This is a genomic window from Cupriavidus sp. NPDC089707 (genome assembly GCF_044748965.1).
GTDB lineage: Bacteria > Pseudomonadota > Gammaproteobacteria > Burkholderiales > Burkholderiaceae > Cupriavidus.
Genome location: NZ_JBIVHB010000007.1, coordinates 69,798 through 95,344, shown reverse-complemented (window position 1 = coordinate 95,344; position 25,547 = coordinate 69,798). Strand labels below are relative to the sequence as shown.

23 protein-coding genes are annotated in these 25,547 nt (G+C 68.1%); 17 read left to right on the top strand and 6 right to left on the bottom strand.

What is annotated here, in order from left to right; all coding sequences use genetic code 11:
• The first annotated feature begins 39 nt into the window (after positions 1-39).
• From ACIP1U_RS13675 to ACIP1U_RS13620, 12 genes are all read left to right on the top strand, one after another.
• A complete protein-coding gene (locus tag ACIP1U_RS13675; RefSeq protein ID WP_400315603.1) occupies positions 40-1,044 on the top strand; it encodes an ABC transporter permease in 1,005 nt (334 codons plus the stop codon).
• Positions 1,041-1,880, top strand: coding sequence for an ABC transporter permease (locus ACIP1U_RS13670; protein ID WP_029044537.1), 840 nt, complete (start codon positions 1,041-1,043; stop codon positions 1,878-1,880). The genes ACIP1U_RS13675 and ACIP1U_RS13670 overlap by 4 nt, the downstream gene beginning before the upstream one ends.
• A 32-nt stretch (positions 1,881-1,912) precedes the next feature.
• The gene (locus ACIP1U_RS13665; protein WP_400315601.1) at positions 1,913-3,550 is read left to right on the top strand and encodes an ABC transporter ATP-binding protein; all 1,638 of its coding nucleotides are present in this window, start codon (positions 1,913-1,915) and stop codon (positions 3,548-3,550) included.
• 52 nt (positions 3,551-3,602) lie between these two features.
• A complete protein-coding gene (gene gabT, locus ACIP1U_RS13660) occupies positions 3,603-4,865 on the top strand; it encodes a 4-aminobutyrate--2-oxoglutarate transaminase (RefSeq protein ID WP_400315599.1) in 1,263 nt (420 codons plus the stop codon).
• 43 nt (positions 4,866-4,908) lie between these two features.
• Positions 4,909-6,390 carry an NADP-dependent succinate-semialdehyde dehydrogenase gene (gene gabD, locus ACIP1U_RS13655; RefSeq protein WP_400315597.1) on the top strand — a complete coding sequence of 494 codons (1,482 nt, stop codon included), beginning with the start codon at positions 4,909-4,911 and terminating at the stop codon, positions 6,388-6,390.
• The gene (locus tag ACIP1U_RS13650) at positions 6,387-6,719 is read left to right on the top strand and encodes a cupin domain-containing protein (RefSeq protein WP_400315595.1); all 333 of its coding nucleotides are present in this window, start codon (positions 6,387-6,389) and stop codon (positions 6,717-6,719) included. The genes gabD and ACIP1U_RS13650 overlap by 4 nt, the downstream gene beginning before the upstream one ends.
• Positions 6,716-8,446 (top strand): thiamine pyrophosphate-binding protein, encoded by a 1,731-nt coding sequence (locus ACIP1U_RS13645; RefSeq protein WP_400315593.1) that lies wholly within the window; start codon positions 6,716-6,718, stop codon positions 8,444-8,446. The genes ACIP1U_RS13650 and ACIP1U_RS13645 overlap by 4 nt, the downstream gene beginning before the upstream one ends.
• A 33-nt stretch (positions 8,447-8,479) precedes the next feature.
• The gene (locus tag ACIP1U_RS13640) at positions 8,480-9,553 is read left to right on the top strand and encodes a histone deacetylase family protein (RefSeq protein WP_400315591.1); all 1,074 of its coding nucleotides are present in this window, start codon (positions 8,480-8,482) and stop codon (positions 9,551-9,553) included.
• Between the two features lie 48 nt (positions 9,554-9,601).
• Positions 9,602-10,849 carry a Zn-dependent hydrolase gene (locus ACIP1U_RS13635; RefSeq protein ID WP_400315588.1) on the top strand — a complete coding sequence of 416 codons (1,248 nt, stop codon included), beginning with the start codon at positions 9,602-9,604 and terminating at the stop codon, positions 10,847-10,849.
• Positions 10,846-11,760, top strand: coding sequence for a DMT family transporter (locus tag ACIP1U_RS13630; protein ID WP_400315586.1), 915 nt, complete (start codon positions 10,846-10,848; stop codon positions 11,758-11,760). The genes ACIP1U_RS13635 and ACIP1U_RS13630 overlap by 4 nt, the downstream gene beginning before the upstream one ends.
• Positions 11,757-13,256 (top strand): aldehyde dehydrogenase, encoded by a 1,500-nt coding sequence (locus ACIP1U_RS13625; RefSeq protein ID WP_400315584.1) that lies wholly within the window; start codon positions 11,757-11,759, stop codon positions 13,254-13,256. Before ACIP1U_RS13630 ends, ACIP1U_RS13625 begins: the two co-directional genes overlap by 4 nt.
• 197 nt (positions 13,257-13,453) lie before the next feature.
• On the top strand, positions 13,454-14,470 hold the full coding sequence (locus tag ACIP1U_RS13620; RefSeq protein WP_400315582.1) for a zinc-binding alcohol dehydrogenase family protein: 1,017 nt from the start codon (positions 13,454-13,456) through the stop codon (positions 14,468-14,470).
• A gap of 84 nt (positions 14,471-14,554) precedes the next feature.
• Here the strand turns inward: ACIP1U_RS13620 and ACIP1U_RS13615 are convergent, their stop codons facing one another.
• Entirely contained in the window at positions 14,555-14,848 is a 294-nt protein-coding gene (locus tag ACIP1U_RS13615; RefSeq protein ID WP_400315579.1) for a GYD domain-containing protein, read from the bottom strand.
• A 265-nt stretch (positions 14,849-15,113) separates the two neighbouring features.
• Positions 15,114-15,635 (bottom strand): MarR family winged helix-turn-helix transcriptional regulator, encoded by a 522-nt coding sequence (locus tag ACIP1U_RS13610; protein ID WP_400315577.1) that lies wholly within the window; start codon positions 15,633-15,635, stop codon positions 15,114-15,116.
• Between the two features lie 139 nt (positions 15,636-15,774).
• Here ACIP1U_RS13610 and badH point away from each other — a divergent pair, with 139 nt between their 5' ends.
• The 4 genes from badH (at position 15,775) to aliA (ending at position 20,288) form a co-directional block, all read left to right on the top strand.
• Positions 15,775-16,542 carry a 2-hydroxycyclohexanecarboxyl-CoA dehydrogenase gene (gene badH, locus ACIP1U_RS13605; RefSeq protein WP_400315574.1) on the top strand — a complete coding sequence of 256 codons (768 nt, stop codon included), beginning with the start codon at positions 15,775-15,777 and terminating at the stop codon, positions 16,540-16,542.
• Between the two features lie 37 nt (positions 16,543-16,579).
• The gene (gene badI / locus ACIP1U_RS13600; protein ID WP_400315572.1) at positions 16,580-17,362 is read left to right on the top strand and encodes a 2-ketocyclohexanecarboxyl-CoA hydrolase; all 783 of its coding nucleotides are present in this window, start codon (positions 16,580-16,582) and stop codon (positions 17,360-17,362) included.
• 27 nt (positions 17,363-17,389) lie between these two features.
• The gene (aliB, locus tag ACIP1U_RS13595) at positions 17,390-18,541 is read left to right on the top strand and encodes a cyclohexanecarboxyl-CoA dehydrogenase (RefSeq protein ID WP_400315569.1); all 1,152 of its coding nucleotides are present in this window, start codon (positions 17,390-17,392) and stop codon (positions 18,539-18,541) included.
• A gap of 94 nt (positions 18,542-18,635) precedes the next feature.
• Complete coding sequence (gene aliA, locus ACIP1U_RS13590; protein WP_400315567.1) at positions 18,636-20,288, top strand: cyclohexanecarboxylate-CoA ligase; 1,653 nt, start codon at positions 18,636-18,638, stop codon at positions 20,286-20,288.
• 625 nt (positions 20,289-20,913) lie between these two features.
• Here the strand turns inward: aliA and ACIP1U_RS13585 are convergent.
• Genes ACIP1U_RS13585 through ACIP1U_RS13570 form a run of 4 tightly spaced genes read right to left on the bottom strand, consistent with a single transcriptional unit; the run spans position 20,914 to position 24,165 of the window.
• Positions 20,914-22,338 (bottom strand): diaminobutyrate--2-oxoglutarate transaminase, encoded by a 1,425-nt coding sequence (locus ACIP1U_RS13585; protein WP_400315564.1) that lies wholly within the window; start codon positions 22,336-22,338, stop codon positions 20,914-20,916.
• Between the two features lie 54 nt (positions 22,339-22,392).
• On the bottom strand, positions 22,393-23,142 hold the full coding sequence (locus tag ACIP1U_RS13580; RefSeq protein ID WP_400315562.1) for a 4'-phosphopantetheinyl transferase family protein: 750 nt from the start codon (positions 23,140-23,142) through the stop codon (positions 22,393-22,395).
• Positions 23,129-23,962, bottom strand: a complete 834-nt coding sequence (locus tag ACIP1U_RS13575; RefSeq protein WP_400315559.1) for a thioesterase II family protein — start codon at positions 23,960-23,962, stop codon at positions 23,129-23,131. The genes ACIP1U_RS13580 and ACIP1U_RS13575 overlap by 14 nt, the downstream gene beginning before the upstream one ends.
• Positions 23,959-24,165 carry an MbtH family NRPS accessory protein gene (locus ACIP1U_RS13570; protein ID WP_209775599.1) on the bottom strand — a complete coding sequence of 69 codons (207 nt, stop codon included), beginning with the start codon at positions 24,163-24,165 and terminating at the stop codon, positions 23,959-23,961. The genes ACIP1U_RS13575 and ACIP1U_RS13570 overlap by 4 nt, the downstream gene beginning before the upstream one ends.
• 274 nt (positions 24,166-24,439) lie before the next feature.
• On the opposite strand from ACIP1U_RS13570, the gene ACIP1U_RS13565 reads away from it, so the two are divergent.
• Positions 24,440-25,507, top strand: a complete 1,068-nt coding sequence (locus tag ACIP1U_RS13565) for a TauD/TfdA family dioxygenase (protein ID WP_400315556.1) — start codon at positions 24,440-24,442, stop codon at positions 25,505-25,507.
• Positions 25,508-25,547: the final 40 nt, after the last annotated feature.

Sequence of the window (25,547 nt, the reverse complement as noted above, 5' to 3'; positions counted from 1 at the left end):
GCCGTGGTGGCCAGCCCGGCCGCCAGCGTGGAGCAAGCCGTGAACTTTCTATCCTTTCTTGGCGCCCGTCTCGGAAAGGCCGTCGTGGTCGTCCTTGGCGTGGTCGTCATCAACTTCTTCCTGATCCGGATGGCGCCGGGCGACCCGGCCACCGTGATGGCGGGCGAAGCCGGTGCCGGCGACGCCGCCTTCGTCAACCAGCTGCGCGAGCAGTTCGGGCTCGACAAGCCCGTGATGACCCAGCTTGGCATCTATCTCAAGGGCGTGGCGCAGCTCGATCTGGGCTACTCCTATCGCAACCACCTGCCGGTGCTGGACCTGATCCTCGACCGGCTGCCCGCGACCTTCCTGCTGATGAGCGGGGCCTTCCTCTTTTCCATCGTGCTGGGCGTGCTGCTCGGCGTGATCGCGGCGCGCACCCGCTACGAAAACCGCCGCCGCTGGATCGACAGCGCGGTGATGTCCGGCGCGCTGCTGCTGTATGCGACCCCGCTGTTCTGGCTGTCGCTGATGGCCATCATCCTGTTCTCGGTGGTGCTGGGCTGGCTGCCTGCCTTCGGCATGGAGACCATCGGCGCGGGCTATACCGGCCTGGCCCGCGTCAAGGACGTGGCGCTGCACATGATCCTGCCGACGGTGTCGCTGGGCTGCTTCTTCATGGCCGTGTATGTGCGCCTGACGCGCGCTTCCATGCTGGAGGTGATGGGCATGGACTACGTCAAGACCGCGCGCGCCAAGGGCGTTCCCGCCGGCCGCGTGATCCGCGTGCATGTGCTGCGCAACGCGCTGCTGCCGGTGATCACGTTCGCCGGCATCCAGCTGGGCCAGATGGCCGGCGGCGCGGTGCTGACGGAAACCGTGTTCTCGTGGCCCGGCATCGGCCGGCTGATGTTCGATGCGCTGCTGCAGCGCGACTACCAGTTGCTGCTAGGCATCTTCTTCGTGACCTCGGCGCTGGTGGTGTTCTTCAACCTGGTGACCGACGTGATCTACCGCTTTATCGACCCGCGCATCGCGGCGGGCGCCAAGGGAGCCACCGCATGAAAGCCTTCCTGCAACGTTACTGCCGCAACTATGGCGCGGTGATCGGCCTGCTGGTGCTGTTGGGAGTGCTGGCACTTGCCGTGCTTGCGCCGATCTTCTACGAAGAGTCGCCCTGGCTGATGGTGGCCGAGCCGCTGGTGCAGCCGTTCACCGACCCGGCGCTTCCCTTCGGCACCGACATGCTGGGCCGCGACATCACCGCCGGCATGCTGTACGGCGCGCGGGTCTCGCTGCTGGTCGGCGTGATCTCCACCGCGGTGGCGCTGGCCGTCGGCATCGCCGTGGGCGCGGTGGCCGGCTATTGCGGCGGCCGCGTCGACGATGCGCTGATGCGCATCACCGAGTTCTTCCAGACCATTCCGCAACTGGCCATGGCAGTCGTGATCGTGGCGATCTTCAATCCCTCGATCTATTCCATCGTCGCCGCCATCTCGGTGGTGTCGTGGCCACCCGTGGCGCGCCTGGTGCGCGGCGAGTTCCTGTCGCTCAAGCAGCGCGAATTCGTGCAGGCCGCGGTGGTGATCGGGCAGAAGCCGGTGCGCATCATCGCCACGCAGATCCTGCCCAACGCCATGTCGCCGATCATCGTCTCGGCGTCCTTCATGGTCGCCACCGCGATCCTGACCGAGTCGGCGCTGGCCTTCCTGGGGCTGGGCGACCGCAACATGATGAGCTGGGGCTTCATGATCGGCGCGGCGCGCACCATGATCCGCGAAGCCTGGTGGATGAGCGTGTGGCCCGGCGTGGCGATCCTGCTGACGGTGCTGTCGATCAACCTGATCGGCGAGGGCCTGAACGACGCCATGAACCCGCAGCTGCGCCGCCGCGGCGAGTGAGCGCCCGCCCTGGAAATGCAAAGGACAAAGTGATGAAGACCAGCGACCAAGCGCCCCTGCTGTCGATCCGCGAGCTCTCGATCGCGCTGCCCGCGGGCGGCGACCGGCCCTACGCGGTGCGGGATATCTCCTATGACCTGCATGCCGGCGAGATCCTCTGCATCGTCGGCGAATCCGGTTCCGGCAAGTCGATGAGCGCCAACGCCATCATGGGCCTGCTGCCAACCTACCTGAAACCGGAGCAGGGCCAGATCCTGTTCAAGGGCCGCGACCTGCTGACACAGGACGAAGCCACGCTGCTCGGCATGCGCGGCAAGGACATGGCCATGGTGTTCCAGGAGCCGTTGTCCGCGCTGAACCCGGTGATGACCGTGGGCGACCAGATCGCCGAGGTCATGCGCGTGCACAACGCCTATCCGGGCGAGGCGCGTGCGCGCCGCGTGCTCGACCTGCTGGAGTTCGTCGGCCTGCCCGATCCGGCCACGCTGATGCATGCCTATCCGTTCCGCCTGTCGGGCGGCCAGCGCCAGCGCGTAGTGATCGCGATGGCGCTGGCGCTGGAACCGGCGCTGCTGATTGCCGATGAGCCGACCACCGCGCTCGACGTCACCACGCAGGCGCAGATTCTTGACCTGATCCGCCGCATCCAGGCCGAGAAGGGCATGGGCGTGATGTTCGTCACCCATGACTTCGGCGTCGTGGCCGAGATCGCGGATCGCGTGGCGGTGATGGAGAAAGGCGTGCTGGTGGAGATGGGCAGTGCCGATCAGGTGTTGAACCGTCCGCAGCATCCCTATACCAAGCGCCTGATCGGCGCCGTGCCGCACGGCCGTGCCGGCGAGCGCGGACGCAATGAGGCCGAGACCGTGCTGGAAGTGCGCGACCTGCGCAAGACCTATGTCACCGGCGGCGGGCTCTTCTCCAAAAAGCGCGTGGTGCATGCGGTCGACGGCGTCAGCTTCACGGTGCGCCGCGGCGAAACGCTGGGTATCGTCGGCGAATCCGGCTCGGGCAAGTCCACCATCGGCAAATGCCTGCTGCGCCTGACGGATATCGATGGCGGCGCGCTGATGTTCGACGGGCAGGACATCGCCCGGTTGTCCGAGCGCCAGTTCCGCCCGCTGCGCCGCGACGTGCAGATGATCTTCCAGGATCCGTTCGCCTCGCTCAACCCGCGCCATACCGTCGGGCGCATCATCACCGATGGCCCGGTTGCCAACGGCGTGCCGCTGGCCGCCGCGCAGGCGCGCGCGCGTGAGCTGTTGCAACTGGTGGGGCTGGAGGCCTCCGCGTTCGACCGCTATCCCAACCAGTTCTCCGGCGGCCAGCGCCAGCGCATCGGCATCGCGCGGGCACTGGCGCTGGAGCCGAAGCTGCTGGTGGCCGACGAGTCCGTCTCGGCGCTCGACGTCTCGGTGCAGGCGCAGGTGCTGGAGTTGCTGGCCGAGCTGCAGAAGCGCCTGAACATCGGCCTGATCTTCATTACCCACGACCTGCGCGTCGCCGCGCAGATCTGCCACCACGTGATCGTGATGCACAAGGGCCGCGTGGTCGAGTCCGGCCCGCCGGGGCAGATCTTCGACACGCCGCAGCATGCCTATACCCAGCGCCTGATCGGGGCGATCCCCGGCAAGGAATGGGACCCCACACTGATCCGCGCCGCCGCCTGAGCGGCGCGGGCACCAACCACGTCGTAACTGCAAAGACAACTGGAGAGAAGTCATGAAGAACGCCGAACTGGTTCGCCGCAAGGACGCCGCCACCCCGCGCGGCGTGGGCGTGATGTGCAATTTCTACGCCGAGCGCGCGCTGAATTCGGAAATCTGGGATGTCGAGGGCAAGCGCTATATCGACTTCGCCGCAGGCATCGCCGTGCTCAACACCGGCCACCGCCATCCGCGCCTGGTCGAGGCCGTCGAAAAGCAGCTGGGGCGCTTCACCCACACCGCTTACCAGATCGTTCCCTACGCCAGCTATATCGAGCTGGCCGAGAAGATCAACCGCCGTGCACCGGGCCGCTCCGCCAAGAAGACCGCATTCTTCACCACCGGCGCCGAGGCGGTAGAAAACGCCATCAAGATCGCCCGCGCCGCCACTGGCCGCCCCGGCGTGATCGCCTTCTCCGGCGGCTTCCACGGCCGCACCATGATGGGCATGGCGCTGACTGGCAAGGTCGCGCCGTACAAGATCGGCTTCGGCCCGTTCCCCGGCGAGGTCTACCACGCGCCGTATCCGTGCGCGCTGCACGGCGTCAGCACCGGGGACTCGCTCAAGGCGCTGCAGCACCTGTTCAAGGCGGACATCGATCCCAAGCGCGTGGCTGCCATCATCTTCGAACCCGTGCAGGGCGAGGGCGGCTTCAACGTGGCGCCGGCGGAGTTCGTGCGCGCACTGCGCGCGGCCTGCGACGAGCACGGCATCCTGCTGATCGCCGATGAAGTGCAGACCGGCTTCGGCCGCACCGGCAAGCTGTTCGCGATGGAGCACTACGACGTGGCGCCTGACCTGACCACCATGGCCAAGAGCCTGGCCGGCGGCATGCCGCTGTCGGCCGTGTGCGGCCGCGCCGAGGTGATGGATGCTCCCGCGCCCGGCGGGCTGGGCGGCACGTATGCCGGCAACCCGCTGGCGGTGGCGTCGGCGCTGGCGGTGCTTGAGGTGCTCGAAAGCGAAAAGCTGATCGAACGCGGCGCCGAGCTGGGCCAGCGCCTGATGACGCGCCTGGAAAGCCTGCGCCCGCGCGTGCCGCAGATCGCCGAAGTGCGTGGCGTTGGCGCAATGGTGGCGGTGGAATTCCGCCAGGCCGACGGCAGCCCCGATCCCGACTTTACGCGCACGGTGCAGAACCGCGCGCTGGAAAAGGGCCTGCTGCTGCTGTCGTGCGGCGTGTACGGCAACGTGATTCGCTTCCTGTTCCCGCTGACGATCCAGGACGAAGTGATGAGCGAGGGCCTGGACATCCTGGCCGAGGCACTGACGCGCTGACCTGTCCATTCCATCGATACCATCGATACCAAAGAGACTACCCATGCAACTCAAGGACACTGGCCTGCTGCGTGCGCAGGCCTATATCGCCGGCAACTGGCAGGATGCCGACAGCGGCGCCACCTTTACTGTTACCGATCCCGCCAGCGGCGCCCTGATCGGCACCGTGCCCGGCATGGGCGCGGCGGAAACTCGCCGCGCCATCGATGCCGCGCAGGCGGCACAGGCTGGCTGGCGCCGCAAGACCGCGCGCGAGCGCGCCATGGTGCTGCGCGCCTGGTACGAGCTGATGCTGGCCAATGCCGACGACCTCGCGCTGCTGATGACCACCGAGCAAGGCAAGCCGCTGGCCGAAGCGAAGGGCGAAGTCGTCTATGCCGCCTCCTTCCTCGAATGGTTCGCCGAGGAAGCCAAGCGCGTCAGCGGCGATGTGCTGGCCACGCCCGCCAACGACAAGCGCCTGGTGGTGGTCAAGGAGCCGGTGGGCGTGTGCGCGGCGATCACGCCGTGGAACTTCCCGCTCGCGATGATTACCCGCAAAGCCGGCCCGGCGCTGGCCGCGGGCTGCGCCATGGTGCTCAAGCCGGCCGAGGACACGCCGCTGTCGGCGCTGGCGCTGGCCGTGCTGGCCGAGCGTGCAGGGCTGCCGGCGGGCCTGTTCAGCGTGATCACCGGCGATGCCATTGCCATCGGTGGCGAGCTTACCGCCAACCCGGTGGTACGCAAGCTGAGCTTTACCGGCTCGACCGAGGTGGGCCGCATCCTGATGCGGCAATCCGCCGACACCATCAAGAAGCTGTCGCTGGAGCTCGGCGGCAACGCGCCCTTTATCGTGTTCGACGACGCCGACCTCGATGCGGCGGTGGAGGGCGCCATCGCCTCCAAGTACCGCAATGCAGGGCAAACCTGTGTTTGCGCCAACCGGCTCTATGTCCACGACAAGGTCTACGACGCGTTCGCCGAAAAGCTGGTCGCGGCAGTGGCGAAACTGAAGGTCGGCCATGGCGTGGAGCCGGGCGTGCTGCAAGGCCCGCTGATCAACGAAGATGCGGTGGCCAAGGTGGAGTCGCATATCGCCGACGCGCTCGGCAAGGGCGCGCGCTTGCTGGCTGGCGGCAAGCGCCACGCGCTGGGCGGCACGTTCTTCGAGCCAACCGTGCTGGCCGACGTGACGCCCGCGATGCGCGTGGCCCGGGAGGAAACCTTCGGTCCGCTGGCGCCGCTGTTCCGCTTTTCCACCGACGAGGAAGCGATCGCGATGGCCAACGATACCGAATTCGGACTGGCCTCCTATTTCTTCAGCCGCGATATCGGCCGCGTGTGGCGCGTGGCCGAGGCGCTTGAGTACGGCATGGTCGGCATCAACACCGGCCTGATCTCCAACGAGGTGGCGCCGTTCGGCGGCGTCAAGCAGTCAGGCCTGGGCCGCGAGGGCTCGAAGTACGGCCTCGACGAATACCTGGAGATCAAGTACCTGTGCATGGGCGGGCTGGACCGCGGGGTGGGCCACGGGGTGGGCCGATGAGCGCGCCGCAAGACCGGCCCAGGGCCGTCGGCACGGTGCAGGTCGACAACGAGCGCGTGGTCGTGACCGAGTGGCGCTTCGCGCCCGGCGCCGAGACCGGCCAGCATCGCCACGACTACGACTACGTGGTGGTGCCGATGACCACCGGGGCGCTGCGCCTGCAGACGCCGGCGGGCGAGGCGGTCAGCCAGCTGGTCGCCGGCCAGGCCTATTACCGTCCGGCCGGCGTGGAGCACAACGTCATCAATGCCCACGAAGGCGAATGCATGTTCGTGGAGATCGAGATCAAGCCGGCGGCCGGTGCCGCGGCGGGGGGAAGTTGCCAATGAGCCAAGCCAATCCAACCCTGCGCGAGCATTCCGCCCTGCGCGAACGCAACGGAGGGCAGATCCTTGTCGAGCAACTGCGCATCCAGGGCGTGCGGCGCGTGTTCCTGGTGCCGGGCGAAAGCTACCTGCCCTGCATCGATGCGCTGTACGACCACCAGGACGCGATCACGCCGATCGTCTGCCGTCAGGAAAGCGGCGCCGGCTATATGGCCGAGGCCCACGGCAAGCTGACCGGCGAGCCCGGCGTTTGCTTCGTCACGCGAGGCCCCGGCGCCACCAATGCCAGCATCGCCGTACATACCGCATTCCAGGACTCCACGCCGATGATCCTGTTCGTGGGGCAGGTCGGCAACGACTTCTACGAGCGCGAAGCCTTCCAGGAAATCGATTACCGCCGCATGTTCGGCCAGATGGCCAAGTGGGTCGCGCAGATCGACCGCACTGACCGCATCCCCGAGTTCATCGCGCGTGCCTTCGCCGTGGCCACCAGCGGACGGCCCGGCCCGGTGGTGCTGGCTTTGCCCGAGGACACGCTGTGGGGCAAGGCCACCGTGGCCGACATGCCGCGCTACGTGCGCAGCCACGCGGCCCCGGCGCCGCTGGCGCTGGCGTCGCTGGCCGCGATGCTGGAACAGGCCGAGCGCCCGTTCCTGATGATCGGCGGCTCCGGCTGGACCCCCGAGGCGATGCGGCAGATGGAAGGCTTCGCCGAACGCTTCGGCCTGCCGGTGGGGCTGGCGTGGCGCCGGCTGGAGTGCTTCGACAACCATCATCCCAACTATGCCGGCCATGTTGGCTGGGGCATGGGCGAGGCATTGCGCGCGCGCATCCGCGAGTCGGACCTGCTGATCGCCGTCGGCACCCGCATGGGCGAGGCCACCACCGAGGGCTATACCGTGGTGGAAAGCCCGCTGCCGCGCCAGCGGCTGGTGCATGTGTATCCCGATCCGGAGGAGCTGGGCCGCGTGTTCCGCGCGGAAGTGCCTGTCGTTGCTGACGTCGTCTCGTTCGCGGCCGCGGTGGACGGCCTGCGCCCGGCGCGCGAACACAACCGCGCGGCACTGGTGGAGCGCGCGCGGCACGATTACCTCGAAAGCCAGAAGGCGCTGCCCGCGCCAGGGCCGCTGAACCTGAACCAGGCCGCCTGCCTTGTGCGCGAGCGCTTGCCCGAGGATGCCTGCATTACCGTCGGCGCCGGCAACTACGCCGTTTTTCCGCATACCTATTACCGCTACAAGGGCGTGGGCACCAGCCTTGCGCCCACCGTGGGCTCGATGGGCTACGGCCTGCCGGCGGCCATCTCGGCCAAGCTGGAGCATCCGGAACGCACCGTGGTCTGCTACGCGGGCGACGGCTGCTTCCAGATGAACCTGCAGGAGCTGGGCGTGGCCATGCAGTACCGCCTCGGCATCGTGGTGCTGGTGTTCAACAACGGCATCTGGGGCACGATCCGCGCCCACCAGGAGCGCGAATTCCCCGGCCGGACCATTGCGCTGGGCTTCGAGAACCCCGAGTTCGCCGAACTGGCGCGCGCCTACCGCGGCTACGGCGAAGTGGTGGCCAGCGACGCCGAATTCGGCCCTGCTCTGGATCGCGCGCTCGACTTTGCCGGCACGCACAGCATGCCGGCGCTGCTGGAACTGCGTTACGACCCCGACGGCATCGCGCCCGGCATGACGCTCTCCGGCATCCGCGCGGCGGCGCTCGCGCGCCAGGCGGCAGGCTGAACCGGCGATTTCCTTCAAAACCCTATCTAGACCATGCGTGCCTTCTTCTCGGATGATCAGTTGCTGCACGAGCCCCGTCAGTTCATGCGCGCGGGGCGGTTGTGCGCGCCGACCGACGTGCCGGCCCGCGCGGCGGCACTGCAGCACGCGCTTGCCGCGCGCGGCATCGAACTGGCGGCGCCGCCCGATTGCGGGCGCGCGCCACTGGAGGCGGTGCACAGTCCGGCCTATCTCGATTTCCTCGCCAGCGTCTACGCGCGCTGGCAGGAACTGGCGCGCCCCGGCTTCGAGCCCGGCATCGAAGTCCTGCCCAATCTTTCGCCGTATCACAACGGCAAGGTCGGCGAGCCGCGCCGGCCCGCGTGTCCGACCGATTCGGTGATCGCCCAGGCCGGCTACTACCTGGGCGACCTTAGCTGCCCGCTAGGGCCGGACAGCTGGCGCGCGATCCTGCGCGGCGCGCACAGCGCGGTCGCGGCGGCTCGCCATGTGTGTGAGCGGCAGGACGGCGCCGGCATGGCCTACGCGCTGTGCCGCCCCTCCGGCCACCACGCCCACAGCGACCGCGCGGCCGGTTTCTGCTACGTCAACAACTCGGCCATCGCGGCGCAGACGCTGCTGGCCCGCTTCGGCAAGGTGGCGGTGCTCGACGTCGACGCGCACCACGGTGACGGCACCCAGCAGATCTTCTATCACCGTTCCGATGTGATGACGATTTCGCTGCACGCCGATCCGGCCGGCTACTACCCGTTCTACACCGGCTATGCGAACGAGCGCGGGTATGGCGCGGGCTATGGCTACAACCTCAACTTCCCGCTGCCGCATGGCAGCGGCGACGCCGAGTTCCTGTCGGCGCTGGACGGCGCGCTGGACGCGCTGCGCGACTACCGTCCGCAGGCGGTGGTGCTGGCGCTGGGCTTCGATACCTACGAGAACGATCCCATCAGCGTCCTGAAGGTCAGCATAGATGGCTACCGCGGCATCGGCGAACGCATCCATGCGCTGGGGCTACCGACGGTGGTGGTGCAGGAGGGCGGCTATGAGGTCGAGGCGATCGGTCGCGGGCTGGATGCGTTTCTGGCGGGTTTCGCGCCCGCGACGGCATAAGCCTGCATGGCGCAATCACCCGCAATCACCAATACTGGGAGAACTGCAATGACTAGCAAGATCACCATCAACGGCCAGCGCCTGTGGCAATCGCTGATGGACCTGGCAAAAATCGGCGCCACCCCCAAGGGCGGCAATGCGCGGCTGGCGCTGACCGCGCTCGACGGCCAGGGCCGCGACCTGGTATGCGGCTGGATGCGCGACGCCGGCCTGGCCGTGACGGTGGACCGCGTCGGCAATATCTTCGGACGCCGCGCCGGGCGCAACGATGCGCTGCCGCCGGTGATGACCGGCAGCCATATCGATACCCAGCCGACCGGCGGCAAGTTCGACGGCTGCTTCGGCGTGCTGGCCGGGCTGGAAGTCATGCGCACGCTCAACGACCATGGCGTGACTACCGAAGCGCCGCTCGAACTGGCCATCTGGACCAACGAGGAAGGCACGCGCTTCGTGCCGGTGATGATGGGTTCGGGCGTGTTCGCCGGCATCTTCCCCCTGCAGACCGCGCTGGACGCCACCGATACGGAAGGCAAGCGCGTGGCGGACGAACTGCAGGCCATCGGCTACGCCGGCACCGACGAAGTAGGCGGGCGGCCGGTGGGGGCCTATTTCGAGGCGCATATCGAGCAGGGCCCGGTGCTGGAAGCCGCGGACAACGTGATCGGCGTAGTCACCGGCTCGTTGGGGCTGCGCTGGTACGACGTGACCGTGACTGGCATGGAAGCCCATGCCGGCCCCACGCCGATGCCGCTGCGCCGCGACGCGCTCTATGGCGCCACCCACGTAATGCAGGAAGTGGTGCGCATCGCCCACGACTTCGCGCCGCACGGCCGTGGCACGGTGGGGGTGGTCAATCTCCACCCCGGCTCCCGCAACGTGATCCCCGGCGCGGTCAAGTTCACGGTCGATCTGCGCCACGAAGACGCCGCCAAGCTGGCGGAGATGGACGCTCGCTTCCGCGCCGCGTGCGAGGCGCTGGCGCAGGGCAAGACCACCGGTGCCACCTTCGACGTGAAGATCGACGACGTGCAGTACTTCCCGCCGACCCCGTTCGCGCCAGAACTGGTCGACCACGTGCGCCGCGAAGCCGTGGCGCGCGGCTACAGCCAGCAGGACATCGTCACCGGCGCCGGCCACGATGCCGTCTACATGGCCAGCGTGACCCCGACCGCGATGATCTTCGTGCCCTGCAAGGACGGCATCAGCCACAACGAAGTGGAAGACGCCCGCCCCGAGCACCTGGAAGCCGGCGCCAACGTGCTGCTGGGCGCGATGGTGGCGCAGGCCGGCGCATGACCGCCGCGGCGCGGGGCAGGCCCGACTGGTGGCGTGGCGGGCTGCTGTTCCTGTGCGTGGTGACGCTGTTCGCTACCGTGGACGCCACCGCCAAGCACCTTGTCGGCCGCTATCCCGCGCCGTTTCTCAACGCGGTGCGCTACGGCGCCACGCTGGCGGTAGCGGTGGCCATGCTCGCCATGTCCGGCCAACTGAGCGGCCAGCTGCGCTTCTGGCGCACGCCGCACCGCGGCCTCCTGGTGCTGCGCGGGTTGATGCTGGCGGTGGTCGGCACCTGCTTCATGACCGCGCTGCTTTGGATGCCGCTGGCCGAAGCCACCGCCATCTATTTCATGGCGCCGCTGATGGTGGTGGGCCTGTCGCCGTGGATGCTGGGCGAGAAAGTCGGCCCGCGCCAGTGGCTGGCGGTAGCGGCGGGCTTCTGCGGCATGCTGCTGATCGTACGCCCCGGCGGCGCGGTGTCCTGGCTTGGGACCGTGCTGATGCTGGCCGCCACGCTGGCCTATGCCATGCTGCAACTGCTGACGCGGCGCATGGCGGGACAGGTCGATGCCCGCGTGCAATACGGCTTTGCCGCGCTGATCTGCATGGTCGCTACCGGCGTGCCGGCGCCGTTCTTCCCGCCGCCGGTGTGGCCCGACCTGGCCGACTGGCTGGCGATCCTGGCCATGGGCCTGATGAGCGCGGCGGCGCAGGTGCTCCTGATCCTGGCTCTGCAGCGCGCCCCGGCTTCGCGCCTGGCGCCGCTGAACTATTTCCATCTGCTGCTGGCGCTGGTCTATAGCGCGCTGTGGTTCGGCCGCTGGCCCGATGCGCTGGCGCTGGCCGGCATCGCCCTGATCGTGGTCGCGGGCCTGACGCAGACGCTGCCGTTGCCCGCGGCCCTTTCAACCAAACGAGGAACCCCATGAGCGAAACACGCGATCTGCCTTACTGGCAGGCTCGGGCGGCCGCACTGCGCCCGCAAAGCCGCGCCTGCATCGGCGGCGAATGGACCGACGCCGCAGACGGCGCCACCTTCGACACCATCAACCCCGCCAACGGCGCCGTGCTGGCCAAGGTGGCGGCATGCGGGGCGGCCGACGTCGACCGCGCCGTCGCGGCAGCGCGCCAGGCCTTCGAGCAAGGCGTCTGGTCCGGACTGGCGCCGCGCGAGCGCAAGGCCGTGCTGCTGCGCCTGGCGGCGCTGATCGAAACCCATCGCGAGGAACTGGCGCTGCTGGAAACGCTCGACATGGGCAAGCCCATCGGCGACACGCTGGCCTACGACGTTCCGGAAGCGGCGCGCACCTTCGCGTGGTACGCCGAGGCCATCGACAAGCGCTACGACGAGATCGCGCCCACTGGCGGCAACGTGCTCGCCACGATCACGCGCGAGCCGCTCGGCGTGGTGGCAGCCGTGGTGCCCTGGAACTATCCGCTGCTGATGGGCAGCTGGAAGGTGGCGCCGGCGCTGGCCGCCGGCAACAGCGTCATCCTCAAGCCCGCCGAACAGTCGCCGCTGACCGCGCTGCGGCTTGCTGAGCTGGCCGCTGAAGCCGGCATTCCGCCCGGGGTCTTCAACGTGTTGCCCGGACTGGGCGCGCAGGCCGGTCAGGCGCTCGGCCTGCATCCGGATGTGGATTGCATCGCCTTCACCGGCTCCACGGCCACCGGCAAGCGCTTCATGGAATATTCCGGCCAGTCCAATTTGAAGCGTGTGTGGCTCGAATGCGGCGGCAAGTCGCCGCACATCGTGTTCGACGACTGCCCCGACCTCGACCGCGCCGCGCAGGCGGCCGCCATCGGCATCTTCAACAACCAGGGCGAAATCTGCATCGCCGGCTCGCGTCTCTATGTCCAGCGTGCCATCTACGACGCCTTCATGGAGAAGCTGGAGGCCCACGCCAGAACGATGCAGCCCGGCGATCCGCTCGACCCGGCCTCCGCCATGGGCGCCATTGTCGACGCGCGCCAGCTTGATCGCGTGATGTCCTATGTGGACGGCGGGCAGCGCGAAGGCGCGCGGCTGCGCCTGGGCGGCGAACGCGTCCGTACAGACACCGGGGGCTACTTCCTGCAGCCCACCATCTTTGAGTGCCCGAGCCAGTCGCTCAGCATCGTGCGCGAGGAGATCTTCGGGCCGGTGCTGGCCGTGACTGTGTTCGACACCGAGGAAGAGGTCGTGCGCATGGCCAATGATTCTCCCTATGGGCTGGGCTCAGGGCTATGGACCGCCAATTTGTCGCGTGCGCACCGCGTCTCGCGTCGGCTGCGGGCGGGCCTGGTGTGGGTCAACTGCTATATGGATGGGGATGTTACGGTGCCGTTCGGCGGGGTCAAGCAGTCGGGGTCGGGACGGGACAAGTCGCTGCACGCACTGGACAAGTACACCGATTTGAAGACTACGTGGATTAGTCTGGAATAAGCGCCCAGAACCACTTGGCTGGAAATGGCGGCGAACCCCCGTCGCCGCTGGCTTCGTCGCCCGTATTCGTCGCCCGTACCTGCACGGACATTGGGTAGTATCCCGATTTCCAGGAAATTGATTACCACATCATCCCACTAATCATTCGCATCCCCACGCGCTACGCTTGACTCACATCCCAACCGGAGTCCAAGCAAATGAAAGCCATCGGCCTGACCCAATACCTCCCCATTGCCGATCCCCGCTCGCTGCGGGACGTGGAGATCGACAAGCCCACGCCGGCAGGCCGCGACCTGCTGGTCAGGGTCGAAGCCATCGCCGTCAATCCGGTGGACACCAAGGTCCGCGCGCCCAAGCCCCAGACCGAAGCGGCTCCCCGCATCCTGGGCTGGGACGCTGCCGGTGTGGTGGAGGCTGTCGGCCCCGACGTCACCTTGTTCACGCCAGGCGACCCCGTCTACTACGCCGGCAGCATCACCCGCCCAGGCACCAACGCAGAATTCCACCTCGTCGACGAACGCATCGCCGGCCACAAGCCTGCCTCGCTGGACTTCGCCAACGCCGCAGCCTTGCCGTTGACTGCGATCACCGCATGGGAAGCGCTGTTCGACCGCCTTGCCATCTCCCCCAAGGGCGAGCACGCCGGCCGCTCGGTCCTGATCATCGGCGGCGCCGGCGGCGTAGGCTCGATCGGCATCCAGCTCGCCAGGGAGCTGGCGGGACTTACCGTCATCGCCACCGCATCGCGCCCCGAATCGCAGGACTGGTGCCGCAAGCTCGGCGCCGACCATACCGTCGACCATCGTGGCGACCTGCCGGCGCAAGTAAGGGCCCTGGGCTTTGCGCATGTCGACTACATCCTCTGCTTCAACGACACCGACGGCCATTTCCCGGCCATGGCCGAACTGATTGCGCCGCAGGGCAAGATCTGCACGATCGTCGAGAACGCCCGCCCGCTGCCGGTCGAACTGCTCAAGAGCAAGAGCGCCACGTTCGTCTGGGAATTCATGTTTACGCGCGCGATGTTCCACACGCCCGACATGATCGCGCAGCACCGGCTGCTCAACGAAGTGGCGCGGCTGGTGGACGCCGGACGGCTGCAAACCACGCTGGGCGAACACCTGGGCCGCATCAACGCCGAGAACCTGCGCCGCGCACACGCCATGCTGGAGGGCGGCCGCACCATCGGCAAGCTGGTGCTGGAAGGGTTCTGAACCCGCGCGCACAAACCAGAAGCGACAACGCCCGCCAGGAACCCTGGCGGGCGTACTTCATTGCGCGCACAGGGCGAAGGCAGCTCAACTCATCTTGCCGAGGATCGCTTGCATCTCGTCGACATTGAATGCCCGCAGCGTTTGTGTGCGGACGTTGCCCAGCGCGCCGATCGCCAGGCCGAACGCGGTCATGCTGGCGTCATCCTGGGCCTCGACGGTCAGCACAATGTCGTATTTGCCCAGTGTCCAGTAGATGTCTTTCATCTCCACCCCGAAGCGCGCGCCCATCTCGCGCACCGCGGCGGCGCGCTTGGTGGTGTCCTTGACGGCGCGGATGCCCTGGTCGGTGAAGTTGGCTAGCACGATATAGCGGGTCATGGCGGGATCTCCGGAAAAGGATCGATCGAACGCCGTCCCGGCCGCGTGCATGCAACCCATCGCAGCAACCCAACGCCGTAACCCAACGCAGCAAGCCGGGGCAGTGGTTCAGGACTTCCGGGCGCAGCACCGGGGCGCCTGAGCAACCTTTTCCCGATGCATATCGCGCGCCAGCTGCCGTGGTGCGCCGCGTAGCGGGAGACGCCGCCGTGCCGGCCACCGCGGGGCGGGCCGGTGTGTATCAGCCCTGATACAGCGGCCCGCGTTAGTCCTGCGTTGGACGACTGTCGGCGCCCTCCGGCGTATCCAGCGCGCGCATGTTGTCCAGCAGCTTCAGCAGGTAATGCAGCGTATGCGTCAGGTCGTTGGTCGAGAACCCGTCCAGCGCCTGCTCGTAGTACTGCCGGATCTTCGGCTGCGCCTGGTGCAGCCACACTTCGCGGCCCGGCTCGCTCATCCGCACCAGCCGCGAGCGGCGGTCGCGCCCGTCCGGCGCCAGCGTCACGTGACCGTCGCGTTCCATCCGGCTGACCAGCCCGGACAGGTTCTGGCGGCTCACCATCAGATAGCGCGCCAGGTCGCCGACGCTCATGCCATCGGCGGCTTCCGGACGCGACAGTGCGCCCAGCACTGCCCACTGCTGCGTCGTCAGGCCTTCGGCTTCGACCGCTCGCGATCCTGTTTTATGCAACATGTTTGCGCATTGGTATAGGCGGAAGAATAGCCGGTTGGCCAGTTCCATGCGGGCGCTGGCGGGAAGTTCGCCGCCTTTGTCGGGGTTAACCATAGTCATTTCCACAGTGTTGATGCCTTGCGCAGGGCGCCGACCGCTCCTATTATACGTCAATATATTTACGTAATTGACGGGGCATGTGGCGGCGACACCGCCGGCACGATAGCACCGGAACCCTGAAAGGAGAACGGCTGTGCAAGGACTCGAAGGCAAGACGGTCATCGTGACCGGCGGTGGTGGCGGTATCGGAGGCGCAACCTGTTTGCGTTTCGCGCATGCGGGTGCGGCGGTCGGCGTGCTCGACCTGAACCCGGAGGCCGGCGAACGCGTGGCAGCGCAGATCCGCGATGCCGGCGGCCGCGCGTTGTCCGTGCGCTGCGACATTACCGATCGCGCCAGCGTCGACGCGGCGGTGGCGGCGGTGGAGCAGGGACTGGGTCTCATCGACGTGCTGGTCAACAACGCCGGCTGGGACGTATTCCGTCCGTTCGTCAAGACCGAGCCGGCGCAATGGGAGCGGCTCATTGCCATCAACCTGACCGGCGCCCTGCATATGCACCACGCGGTGTTGCCGGGCATGGTGGCGCGCAAGCGCGGGCGCATTGTCAATATCGCCTCCGACGCCGCGCGCGTGGGCTCCTCCGGCGAGGCGGTGTATGCCGCTTGCAAGGGCGGGCTGGTGTCGTTCTCCAAGACCATCGCACGCGAGCATGCGCGCCACGGCATCACCGTGAACGTGGTGTGCCCGGGCCCGACCGAGACCGCCCTGTTCGAAGACTACAAGCAGGGCGCGGGCAACCCCGAGAAGCTGGTGGAAGCCTTCACCCGCTCGATCCCGCTGGGCCGCATCGGCCAGCCCGACGACCTGCCCGGCGCGGTGCTGTTCTTCGCCGGCGACGATGCGGCATTCATCACCGGCCAGGTGCTGAGCGTGTCGGGCGGCCTGACGATGAACGGCTGAGCGCAACCCATCCAACCAGACAATGGAGAAGACGACCATGCAATACGAAGACATCCGCTATGAAGTGCGCAACGGCGCGGCCTGGATCATCATCAACCGCCCGGAAAAGATGAATGCCTTCCGCGGCCGCACCTGCGACGAACTGATCCACGCGATCAACCGCGCCGGCTATGACCGCGAGATCGGAGCCATCGTGCTGGCCGGCGCCGGCGAGAAGGCCTTCTGCACCGGCGGCGACCAGTCCGCGCACGAAGGCCAGTACGACGGCCGCGGCACCATCGGCCTGCCGATGGAAGAGTTGCACAACGCCATCCGCGACGTGCCCAAGCCGGTGATCGCGCGCGTGCAGGGCTATGCCATCGGCGGCGGCAACGTGCTGTGCACGATCTGCGATTTCACCATCGCATCGGACAAGGCCATGTTCGGCCAGGTCGGCCCGCGTGTCGGCTCGGTCGACCCGGGCTATGGCACCGCGTTCCTCGCACGCGTGGTCGGCGAGAAGAAGGCGCGCGAGATCTGGTACCTGTGCCGCCGCTATCCCGCCGCCGAGGCGCTGGCGATGGGGCTGGTCAACGCCGTGGTGCCGCACGAGCAGCTCGACGCCGAAGTGCAGAAGTGGTGCGACGAGATCCTGGAAAAGAGCCCGACCGCGATCGCCATTGCCAAGCGCTCGTTCAATATGGACACCGCGCACCAGAGCGGCATCGCGGGCATGGGCATGTATGCGCTCAAGCTCTATTACGACACCGAGGAATCGCGCGAGGGCGTGCGCGCCTTCCAGGAAAAGCGCAAGCCCGAGTTCCGCAAGTACGCCAAGTAAGCCCCACCGGACCGCGCGGAGACGATCATGAATCCCTACCTTGACGAAGACCTGTCGGCGCTGGCCGGGCATGCCCGCCGCTTTGCCGACGCGCGCGTCGCGCCCGGCTACCTGGAGCGCGACCGCACCCGCGTCCTCGACCGCGCGCTGATGCGCGAAATGGGCGAGATGGGCTTTATCGCGCCCGAATTGCCGGAACAGTACGGCGGTCAGGGCATGGGCTCGCTCGCGGCCGGCGTGATCCATGAAGCGGTGGCGCGCGCCGACCTGAGCCTGTCGTACATCAACCTGCTGGCTTCACTGAACGGGCAGATCCTGGCGCACCATGCGCGGCCGGAGATCGCCGGCCCGTGGCTGCAGCGCCTGACGCGCGGCGAAGCGCTGCTGGCGATTGCGCTGACCGAGCCGCGCGGCGGCTCGGACGCGGCCGGCCTGCGCCTGCGCATGGAGCGCGATGGCGACCACTATGTGCTTAACGGCGAGAAGACCTCGATCTCCGCCGCAGACCAGGCCGATGCCGCGGTGGTGTTCGCGCGCAGCGGTCCGGTCGAGGCGGGCGCGCGCGGGGTGTCGGCGCTGCTGGTGCCGATGGACCTGCCGGGCATCACGCGCAACCGCTTCGACTGCCATGGCCAGCGCGCCATCGGCCGCGGCTCGATCTTCTTCGAGAACGTGCGCGTGCCGGCGAGCCACCTTCTCGGCAAGGAAGGCGAGGGCTTCGTGCAGGTGATGCAGGGCTTCGATTTCTCGCGCGCGCTGATCGGCCTGCAGGTGCTGGCCGTGGCGCAGATGGCGCTGGACGAGACCTGGGCCTACGTGGCCGAGCGCCAGGCCTTCGGCAAGCCGCTGTCGGCGTTCCAGGGCGTGTCGCACCCGCTGGCCGATTTCGAGACCCAGGTGCAGGGCGCGCGCCTGCTGTGCCTGCAGACGCTGTGGCTGAAGGACCGTGGCCTGCCGCATACCGCCGAAGCTGCGATGTGCAAGTGGTGGGCGCCCAAGCTGGCGTACGACGTGGTGCACCAGTGCCTGTTGTCGTTCGGCCATGGCGGCTATGACCGCGGCGCGATGGAGCAGCGCCTGCGCGACGTGCTCGGCTTCCAGATCGGCGACGGCACCGCGCAGATCATGAAGACCATCATCGCGCGCACGCGCGCGGGTCGCGAAGCGGTACCGGCCTGACGCGGCGCGCGCGCATCGCACGCCTATCGCACGACTGGCTGCACACGGCCGGCTGCACATACAACTGGCCGCACACAATAACGAGGAGACCGCCATGGATTTCGACGCCGTACTGATTGCGCCGCGCCGTGCCGCCAGCATTGCCGCCGGGCACTGGCAGGACCGTACCATCAACGACTATCTTGCCGTCTGCGTGCGCGACCGGCCCGACGCGCCTGCGCTGACGGCGCTCAGCATCGACCGGCAGCGCGTGACGCGCTTCACCTGGCAGGAACTGGCGCGCATGGCCGACCGCGTGGCGGTTGGGCTGTCCCGCCTCGGCATCGTCGCGGGCGACGTGGTCTCATGCCAACTCCCCAACAGCTGGCACCTGAGCGTGCTGTACCTGGCCTGCGCGCGCCTGGGCGCCGTGCTCAATCCGGTGATGCCGATCTTCCGCGAGCGCGAGCTGTCGTTCATGCTGGCGCATGCGCAAAGCAAGGTGGTGGTGGTGCCGCAGGTCTTCCGCGGCTTCGATCATGCGCGGATGCTGCGGGGTTTGCGTGAAGCGTTGCCCGCGGCGTTGCCCGCGCTGCACCATATCGTCGTGGTGGATGGAGATGGCGCTGACAGCTTCGAGGCGCTGCTCAGCGGGCCAGCCTGGGAAGACGCCCCCGATGCCGCCACCATCCTGCTGCGCAGCCGCCCGGGTCCGGACGACGTCACGCAGCTGATCTACACCTCCGGTACCACCGGCGAGCCGAAGGGGGTGATGCATACCGCGAACACGCTGTTCTCCAACATCGTCGCCTATGCCGGCCGGCTGCATCTCACCGGCAACGACGTGGTGCTGATGGCCTCGCCGATGGCGCACCAGACCGGTTTCATGTATGGCCTGATGATGCCGGTGATGCTGGGCGCGCATGCGGTGCTGCAGGATATCTGGGACCCTGCGCGTGCCGCCGCGCTGATTCGCGACGAGGGCGTGACGTTTACCATGGGCTCCACGCCGTTCCTCACCGACTTGGCCCGAGTGGTGACCGAGTCCGGCGCACCAGTGCCAAGCTTGCGCATCTTCCTGTGCGCGGGCGCGCCGATACCGGGTGCGCTGGTCGAGCAGGCACGGCACGCGTTAGGCGCGAACATCGTATCGGCATGGGGCATGACCGAGAACGGCGCGGTGACCACGACGCTGCCGGAAGACAGCGACGAACGCGCGTCCACCACCGACGGCCGCCCGCTGCCCGGCGTGGCGATCCGCGTGGTCGATGGCACCGATACGGACGTCCCGGTCGGCGAGACCGGACGGCTGCTGGTACGCGCCTGCTCCAACTTCGGCGGCTACCTGAAGCGCCCGCAACTGAATGGCACCGATGCCGACGGCTGGTTCGACACCGGCGACCTGGCCCGGCTCGATGCCGATGGGTACCTGCGCATCGCCGGCCGCAGCAAGGACGTGATTATCCGGGGCGGCGAGAACATTCCCGTGCTGGAGGTCGAGACCCTGCTATACCGCCATCCCGCGGTGGCGCAGGTGGCGATCGTCGCCTATCCCGACGAACGGCTGGGCGAGCGTGCCTGTGCTTTCGTGGTGCCGCGCGCCGGGCATGACTTCGACCACGCGGCGATGGTGGACTGGCTCAAGGAGCAGAAGATGGCACTGCAGTACATCCCGGAAAAGCTCGTCGTGCGCGACGCCTTGCCGGCGACGCCGGCAGGGAAGATACAGAAGTTCAGGCTGCGCGATCTGTTGCGGGATGCGCTGTAAAACTGTGCTATTGCCGCCGGTTTGCTCCCCTCTCCCGCTTGCGGGAGAGGGGCAGGGGGAGAGGGCGGGCGGTGGCTATGCCGCCTCGCTGCACTCCGTTGATGCTCCGGCCCTCTCCCCCACCCCTCTCCCACTACGCGGGAGAGGGGAGCGTTCACCAGTGATTGCGGCGAGTCCAGGCGACATCATTGATTTGCCGCCGGTTTGCTCCCCTCTCCCGCTTGCGGGAGAGGGGCAGGGGGAGAGGGCGGGCGGTGGCTATGCCGACCCGCTGCACTCCGTTGATGCTCCGGCCCTCTCCCCACCCCTCTCCCACTTCGCGGGAGAGGGGAGGGTTCACCAGTGCCTGCGGCAAGTCCGGGGCGGCATCGTTGATCCACTGCCGGTTTGCTTCTCTCTCCCACTTCGCGGGAGAGGGGAGCGTTCACCAGTGATTGCGGCAAGCCCGGGCGTCATCGTTGATCCACTGCCGGTTTGCTTCTATCTCTCGCTTGCGGGAGAGGAGGAGCATTCACCAGTGCCTGCGGCAAGTGCAGTAGGCATCGTTGATCCACTACCGGTTCGCTCCCCTCTCCCGCTTGCGGGAGAGGGGCAGGGGGAGAGGGCCGGCGCGTGTCAAGCACGCCTACCGTAACATCCGCGTTGCCGCGCCAAGCGCCTCACCAAACAACTCCCCCACCAGATCCACCTCAGCCTCGTCAATCACCAGCGGCGGCAGGAACCGCACCGTCGCCCCATGGCGCCCGCCAAGCTCGACGATGAGCCCGCGCTGCAGGCATTCGCGCTGCACGGTACGCGCGAAGCCGCCATCGGCGGGGCAGGCGCCGACCACGTCAGGCTCGGCACGTTCATCCACCAGTTCCACGCCAAGCATCAGGCCGCGCCCACGCACCTCGCCGATTGCGGCAAAGTCCGGCTGCAGATGGCGCAACCGGGTTGCCAGCCGCTGGCCCATGCCCTCGGCATGCGCCACCAGCCCCTGCGCAGCGATGGTGCGGATTGTGGCCGAGCCCGCCGCCATCGCCAGCTGGTTGCCGCGGAAGGTCCCGGCATGGGCGCCCGGCTGCCACGCGTCGAGCGCGCTGTCGTAGATCACCACCGACATCGGCAGCCCGCCGCCGATGGCCTTGGACAGCACCAGCACGTCGGGCACGATGCCGGCATGCTCGAACGCGAAGGTGCGCCCGGTGCGGCCCAGCCCGGTCTGCACTTCGTCCAGCACCAGCGCGATGCCGTGCGCGCGCGTGATGCGGCGCAGTTCGCGCAGCCAGCGCGCCGGCGCGGGAATCACGCCGCCTTCGCCTTGCACCGCTTCCACCACGACCGCCGCCGGCGGCAACACGCCGGACTCGGGATCGGACAGCATCTGCTCGATATAGCGCAACCCCGCATCGATGCCGGCGTCGCCGCGCAGGCCGAACGGGCAGCGGTAGTCATACGGGTACGGCAGGAACTGCACGCTGGCGCCGAGCGCGCCCAGCGGGGCCTTGGGCCCCAGGTTGCCCATCAGCGCCAGCGTGCCATGCGTCATGCCGTGGTAGCCGCCGGCAAAGCTCAGCACGGTGTGCCGGCCGGTGGCCGTCTTGGCCAGCTTGAGCGCGGCTTCGATGCCGTCGGCACCGGTCGGGCCGCAGAACTGGATGCGGGCGCGCGCGGCAAACTCCGCCGGCAGCAGGCCGAACAGGTCGTCGATAAACCGGTCCTTGACCGGCGTGGCCAGGTCCAGCGTATGCAGCGGCAGGCCGCTGTCGAGTGTGTCGCGCAGCGCGCGCACTACCGCCGGGTGGTTGTGGCCGAGCGCAAGTGTGCCGGCACCGGCCAGGCAGTCGATGAAGAGCTGGCCGCTGGTGTCGCGCAGGTACACGCCGTAGCCCTGTTCCAGCGCCAGCGGGATGCGGCGCGGATAGGAGCGGGCATTGGATTCGCGGGCGCACTGGCGCTGCAGGTAGGCGTTGTCGTCGAGCCGGATCGGTGCTTGCCGGGCAAAGGCGCCGGCCGAGAACGGCGCGGGTTGGCCGTGGGCGAGCGTGGCGAGCGAGGGAGGCGTCATGGTGTCATTCCTAGCGGAGGGCGTTGTACAGGGGCGTTGACTGCAAGGACTGGATCAAGGGTTGGCGCTGACGGAGCGCGAAGGGTATTGCCGTTGCACCACGCGCACGGCCGCCAGCGGGGTGGCCAGGCATGCCACATAGCGCGGACCGCCTCCGGCATCGTGCAGATACCAGACACCGGCGCCGGCGCGCGCCAGCGGCGGCATGCATTCGGCGCTGCCGGGCAGCGCCACGCGCACCGTTTGCGGCGATGCGGACAGGCCGGTGCCGACCGCCTTGCTGCACGCCTCCTTGGCGGTCCATAGCCGCAGGAAGCCCAACATGGCGTGTTCCGGCTGCCGCTGCGCCAGTCCGGCGAGCCAGTGCATCTCATCGGGCGCGCAGGCGACGGCGGCGCTGTCGCGCCAAGCTGTCCAGTCCATGCCGGCACGCCAGGCTTCGATGTCGATGCCGACCGGCACGCGCGACAGCGCGATCACCGCGCGCTCGCCGCTGTGGCTGACGTTGAAGTGCAGGGGCGGGTCGTCCGAGGCCGTGGCCAGCACGGGCTTGCCGAAGGCGTTGGCGGCCAGCGGGACGGCGGCGGGCGGCAGGCCCAGGCAACCGCCCAGCAGCGTGCGCAACGCCGTGCGCGCCGCGATAAATCGGTGGCGATCGGCGGCCTGGCGAAACGCGGCGGCGCGGGCGTGCTCGTTGGCCGAAAGCACGGCCGAAAGCACGGCGGGATCCACCGGCGCGTCGGCCGCTACGTGCCACACGTGGATGTCGTCGTGCGATGGCGCGGCGAAGTCAGGCAAGTGCATGGCCGGCTTCTCCGCTGAGCGCCGCGGTGCCAAGCACCGCCTGCGCAATAGCGTCCAGCACCGCGGGCGCCGCTTCGTGCAGAAAGAAGTGCCCGCCTGCGAAGACTTGCTGGTGGCAATGGTGCAGGGTTTCGTCGCGCCAGGCCGCCAGCGTGGCCGGCGGCGCGTGAACGTCGTCCTGGCCGCCCAGCACGGTGATCGGGCAGCCCAGGCGCGGGCCGCGGGCGTAGCGCCAGCGCTCGCACAGCGCGATATCAGACCGCAACACCGGCAGGAAAAACGCCAGCGCTTCCGGGGTTTCGCGGATCTCTGCCGGCATGCCGCCCATCGCGGCGATGACGTCGGCAAAGGCCCCGTCAGGAAGCGTGCTGAACGGCGGCCGCGCCGACGGCAGCGCCGGCGCGCCGCGCCCGGACACCACCAGCGCCGTGGGAGAAAGGCCATGCACGGTCTCGAGCACGCGTGCGGTTTCGAAGCCGAGCAGGGCGCCCATGCTGTGCCCGAACAGCGCAAAGCGCGGCGCCTCGGTGCGTGCCGCGCGCACGATCGCAGCGGCCAGGGCCGTGGCCAGTTCTTCGATCGAAGCCGCATGCGCTTCGGCCGTGCGCATGCCGCGTCCGGGCAGGCATACCGGCGCCAGCTCTAGCTGCGCCGGCAGCGCGTCGCGCCAGCCGTGGTACGCGGTATGGCCGGCTCCCGCATAGGGCAGGCAGTACAGGCGCACGCGCGCAGCCTCGGCTTGCGCGCCATTTGCGGCATCGCTTGCCCGCCCGGGCATCACGGCAAACCAGCGCTCGCGCACTGGCTGCGGCGCGCTCATGCGCCGGCCAGCGCGCGCTGCAGGCTGAGCGGGCGCATGTCGGTCCAGACCGTGTCGATATGGGCCAGGCATGCATCGCGGCTGCCCTGGAAGCCGGTGCTTTCCCATCCTGCCGGTACGGGTTTGTAGTCGGGCCAGATCGAGTACTGGCCCTCTTCATTGCGGACGACGTGGAAACGCGTGTCGGGATGGTCCCAGCTCATGGCAATGCTCCTTCAAGTGGTATGGAAACGCCATCGCGGTGCAGGCAAGTCAGTCCGCCGCGATGGCGTTGCGGTCATGAGAGACAACTCGGAGACAGCTCTAGAGCAACATCGTAAATGATAATGATTTGTATTTCCATTCGTAAATAATTCCGCTACACTCGCTTCACACTTTCAATGTGCAGACATTGTTCGCGTGGCTGCCCCCGTTGGCCTCCATTGACTCTCAGGCCGCAATCGGCCTCGCGAACGCACCCGTAGAGGCAACAGGGATATGGACACGACCAGTACCATCGCCGACCTCCAGGCGGACCATCGCGCCGGCGTGGCTCCCGCCGCAACCACAGCCAGCTCGGCAAGCAGCGCCAGGGCAAGCGGACTGCGCACCGCCCCGCTGTCCGCGCACGGCGCGCTGCCGCTGCTGGTCACGCCGGAAGGCGGCACCGACTGGCGCGGCCAGTTCCATGCCATGGCGGCGCTTGCCGCCGAGCATCTGCCGCGTGTCGGCGGCGTGCTGTTCCGCGGCTTCCATTTCGATGACGATGCCGCGTTCCGCGCCTTTGCCAGCGCCTTCGGCCATCCGCTGCTCAGCTACGAGTTCGGCTCCACGCCGCGCTCGCAGGTCAAGGAGGGGGTCTACACCTCGACCGAATACCCGGCGCACCAGGTGATCCCGCTGCATAACGAGCAGTCGTACACGCTGCAGTGGCCGATGAAGATCTGGTTCCACTGCGTGCAGCCGAGCGAAACCGGCGGCGAGACGCCGATCGCCGACAGCCGCCTGGTCTACCAGCGCCTCGATCCCGCCATCCGCGAGCGCTTTGCGCAACGCCGGCTGATGTACGTGCGCAATTACGGCAACGGTCTCGACCTGAGCTGGCAGCGCGCCTTCAATACCGAAGACCGTGCGCAGGTGGAGCGCTTCTGCCGCGCGCAGCAGATCGATTTCGAATGGAAGCCGGACGGCGAGCTGCGCACGCGCCAGCTGTGCCAGGCGGTCGCGCGCCATCCGGTGACTGGCGAGATGGTGTGGTTCAACCAGGCCCACCTGTTCCATGTGTCGAACCTGGCGCCGCACGTGCGCGAGGCCTTGCTGGCCGTGGTCGGAAGCGTCGACGAACTGCCGCGCAACGTGGTCTACGGCGACGGCGCGCCGCTGGAAGACGATGCGCTGGCGTCGATCCGCGCCACGCTGGACCAATGCACGGTGCGCTTTCCCTGGCAGCAGGGCGACGTGCTGATGCTCGACAACATGCTTGCCGCCCACGGGCGCGGCACCTTCACCGGCGCGCGCCGCGTGATCGTCGCCATGGCCGAGCCCGCGCCGCCCGGACTGGGCTGAGGCGCGCTTTCCGTCTGATCACTCCGTGCCTGGCAGGTTG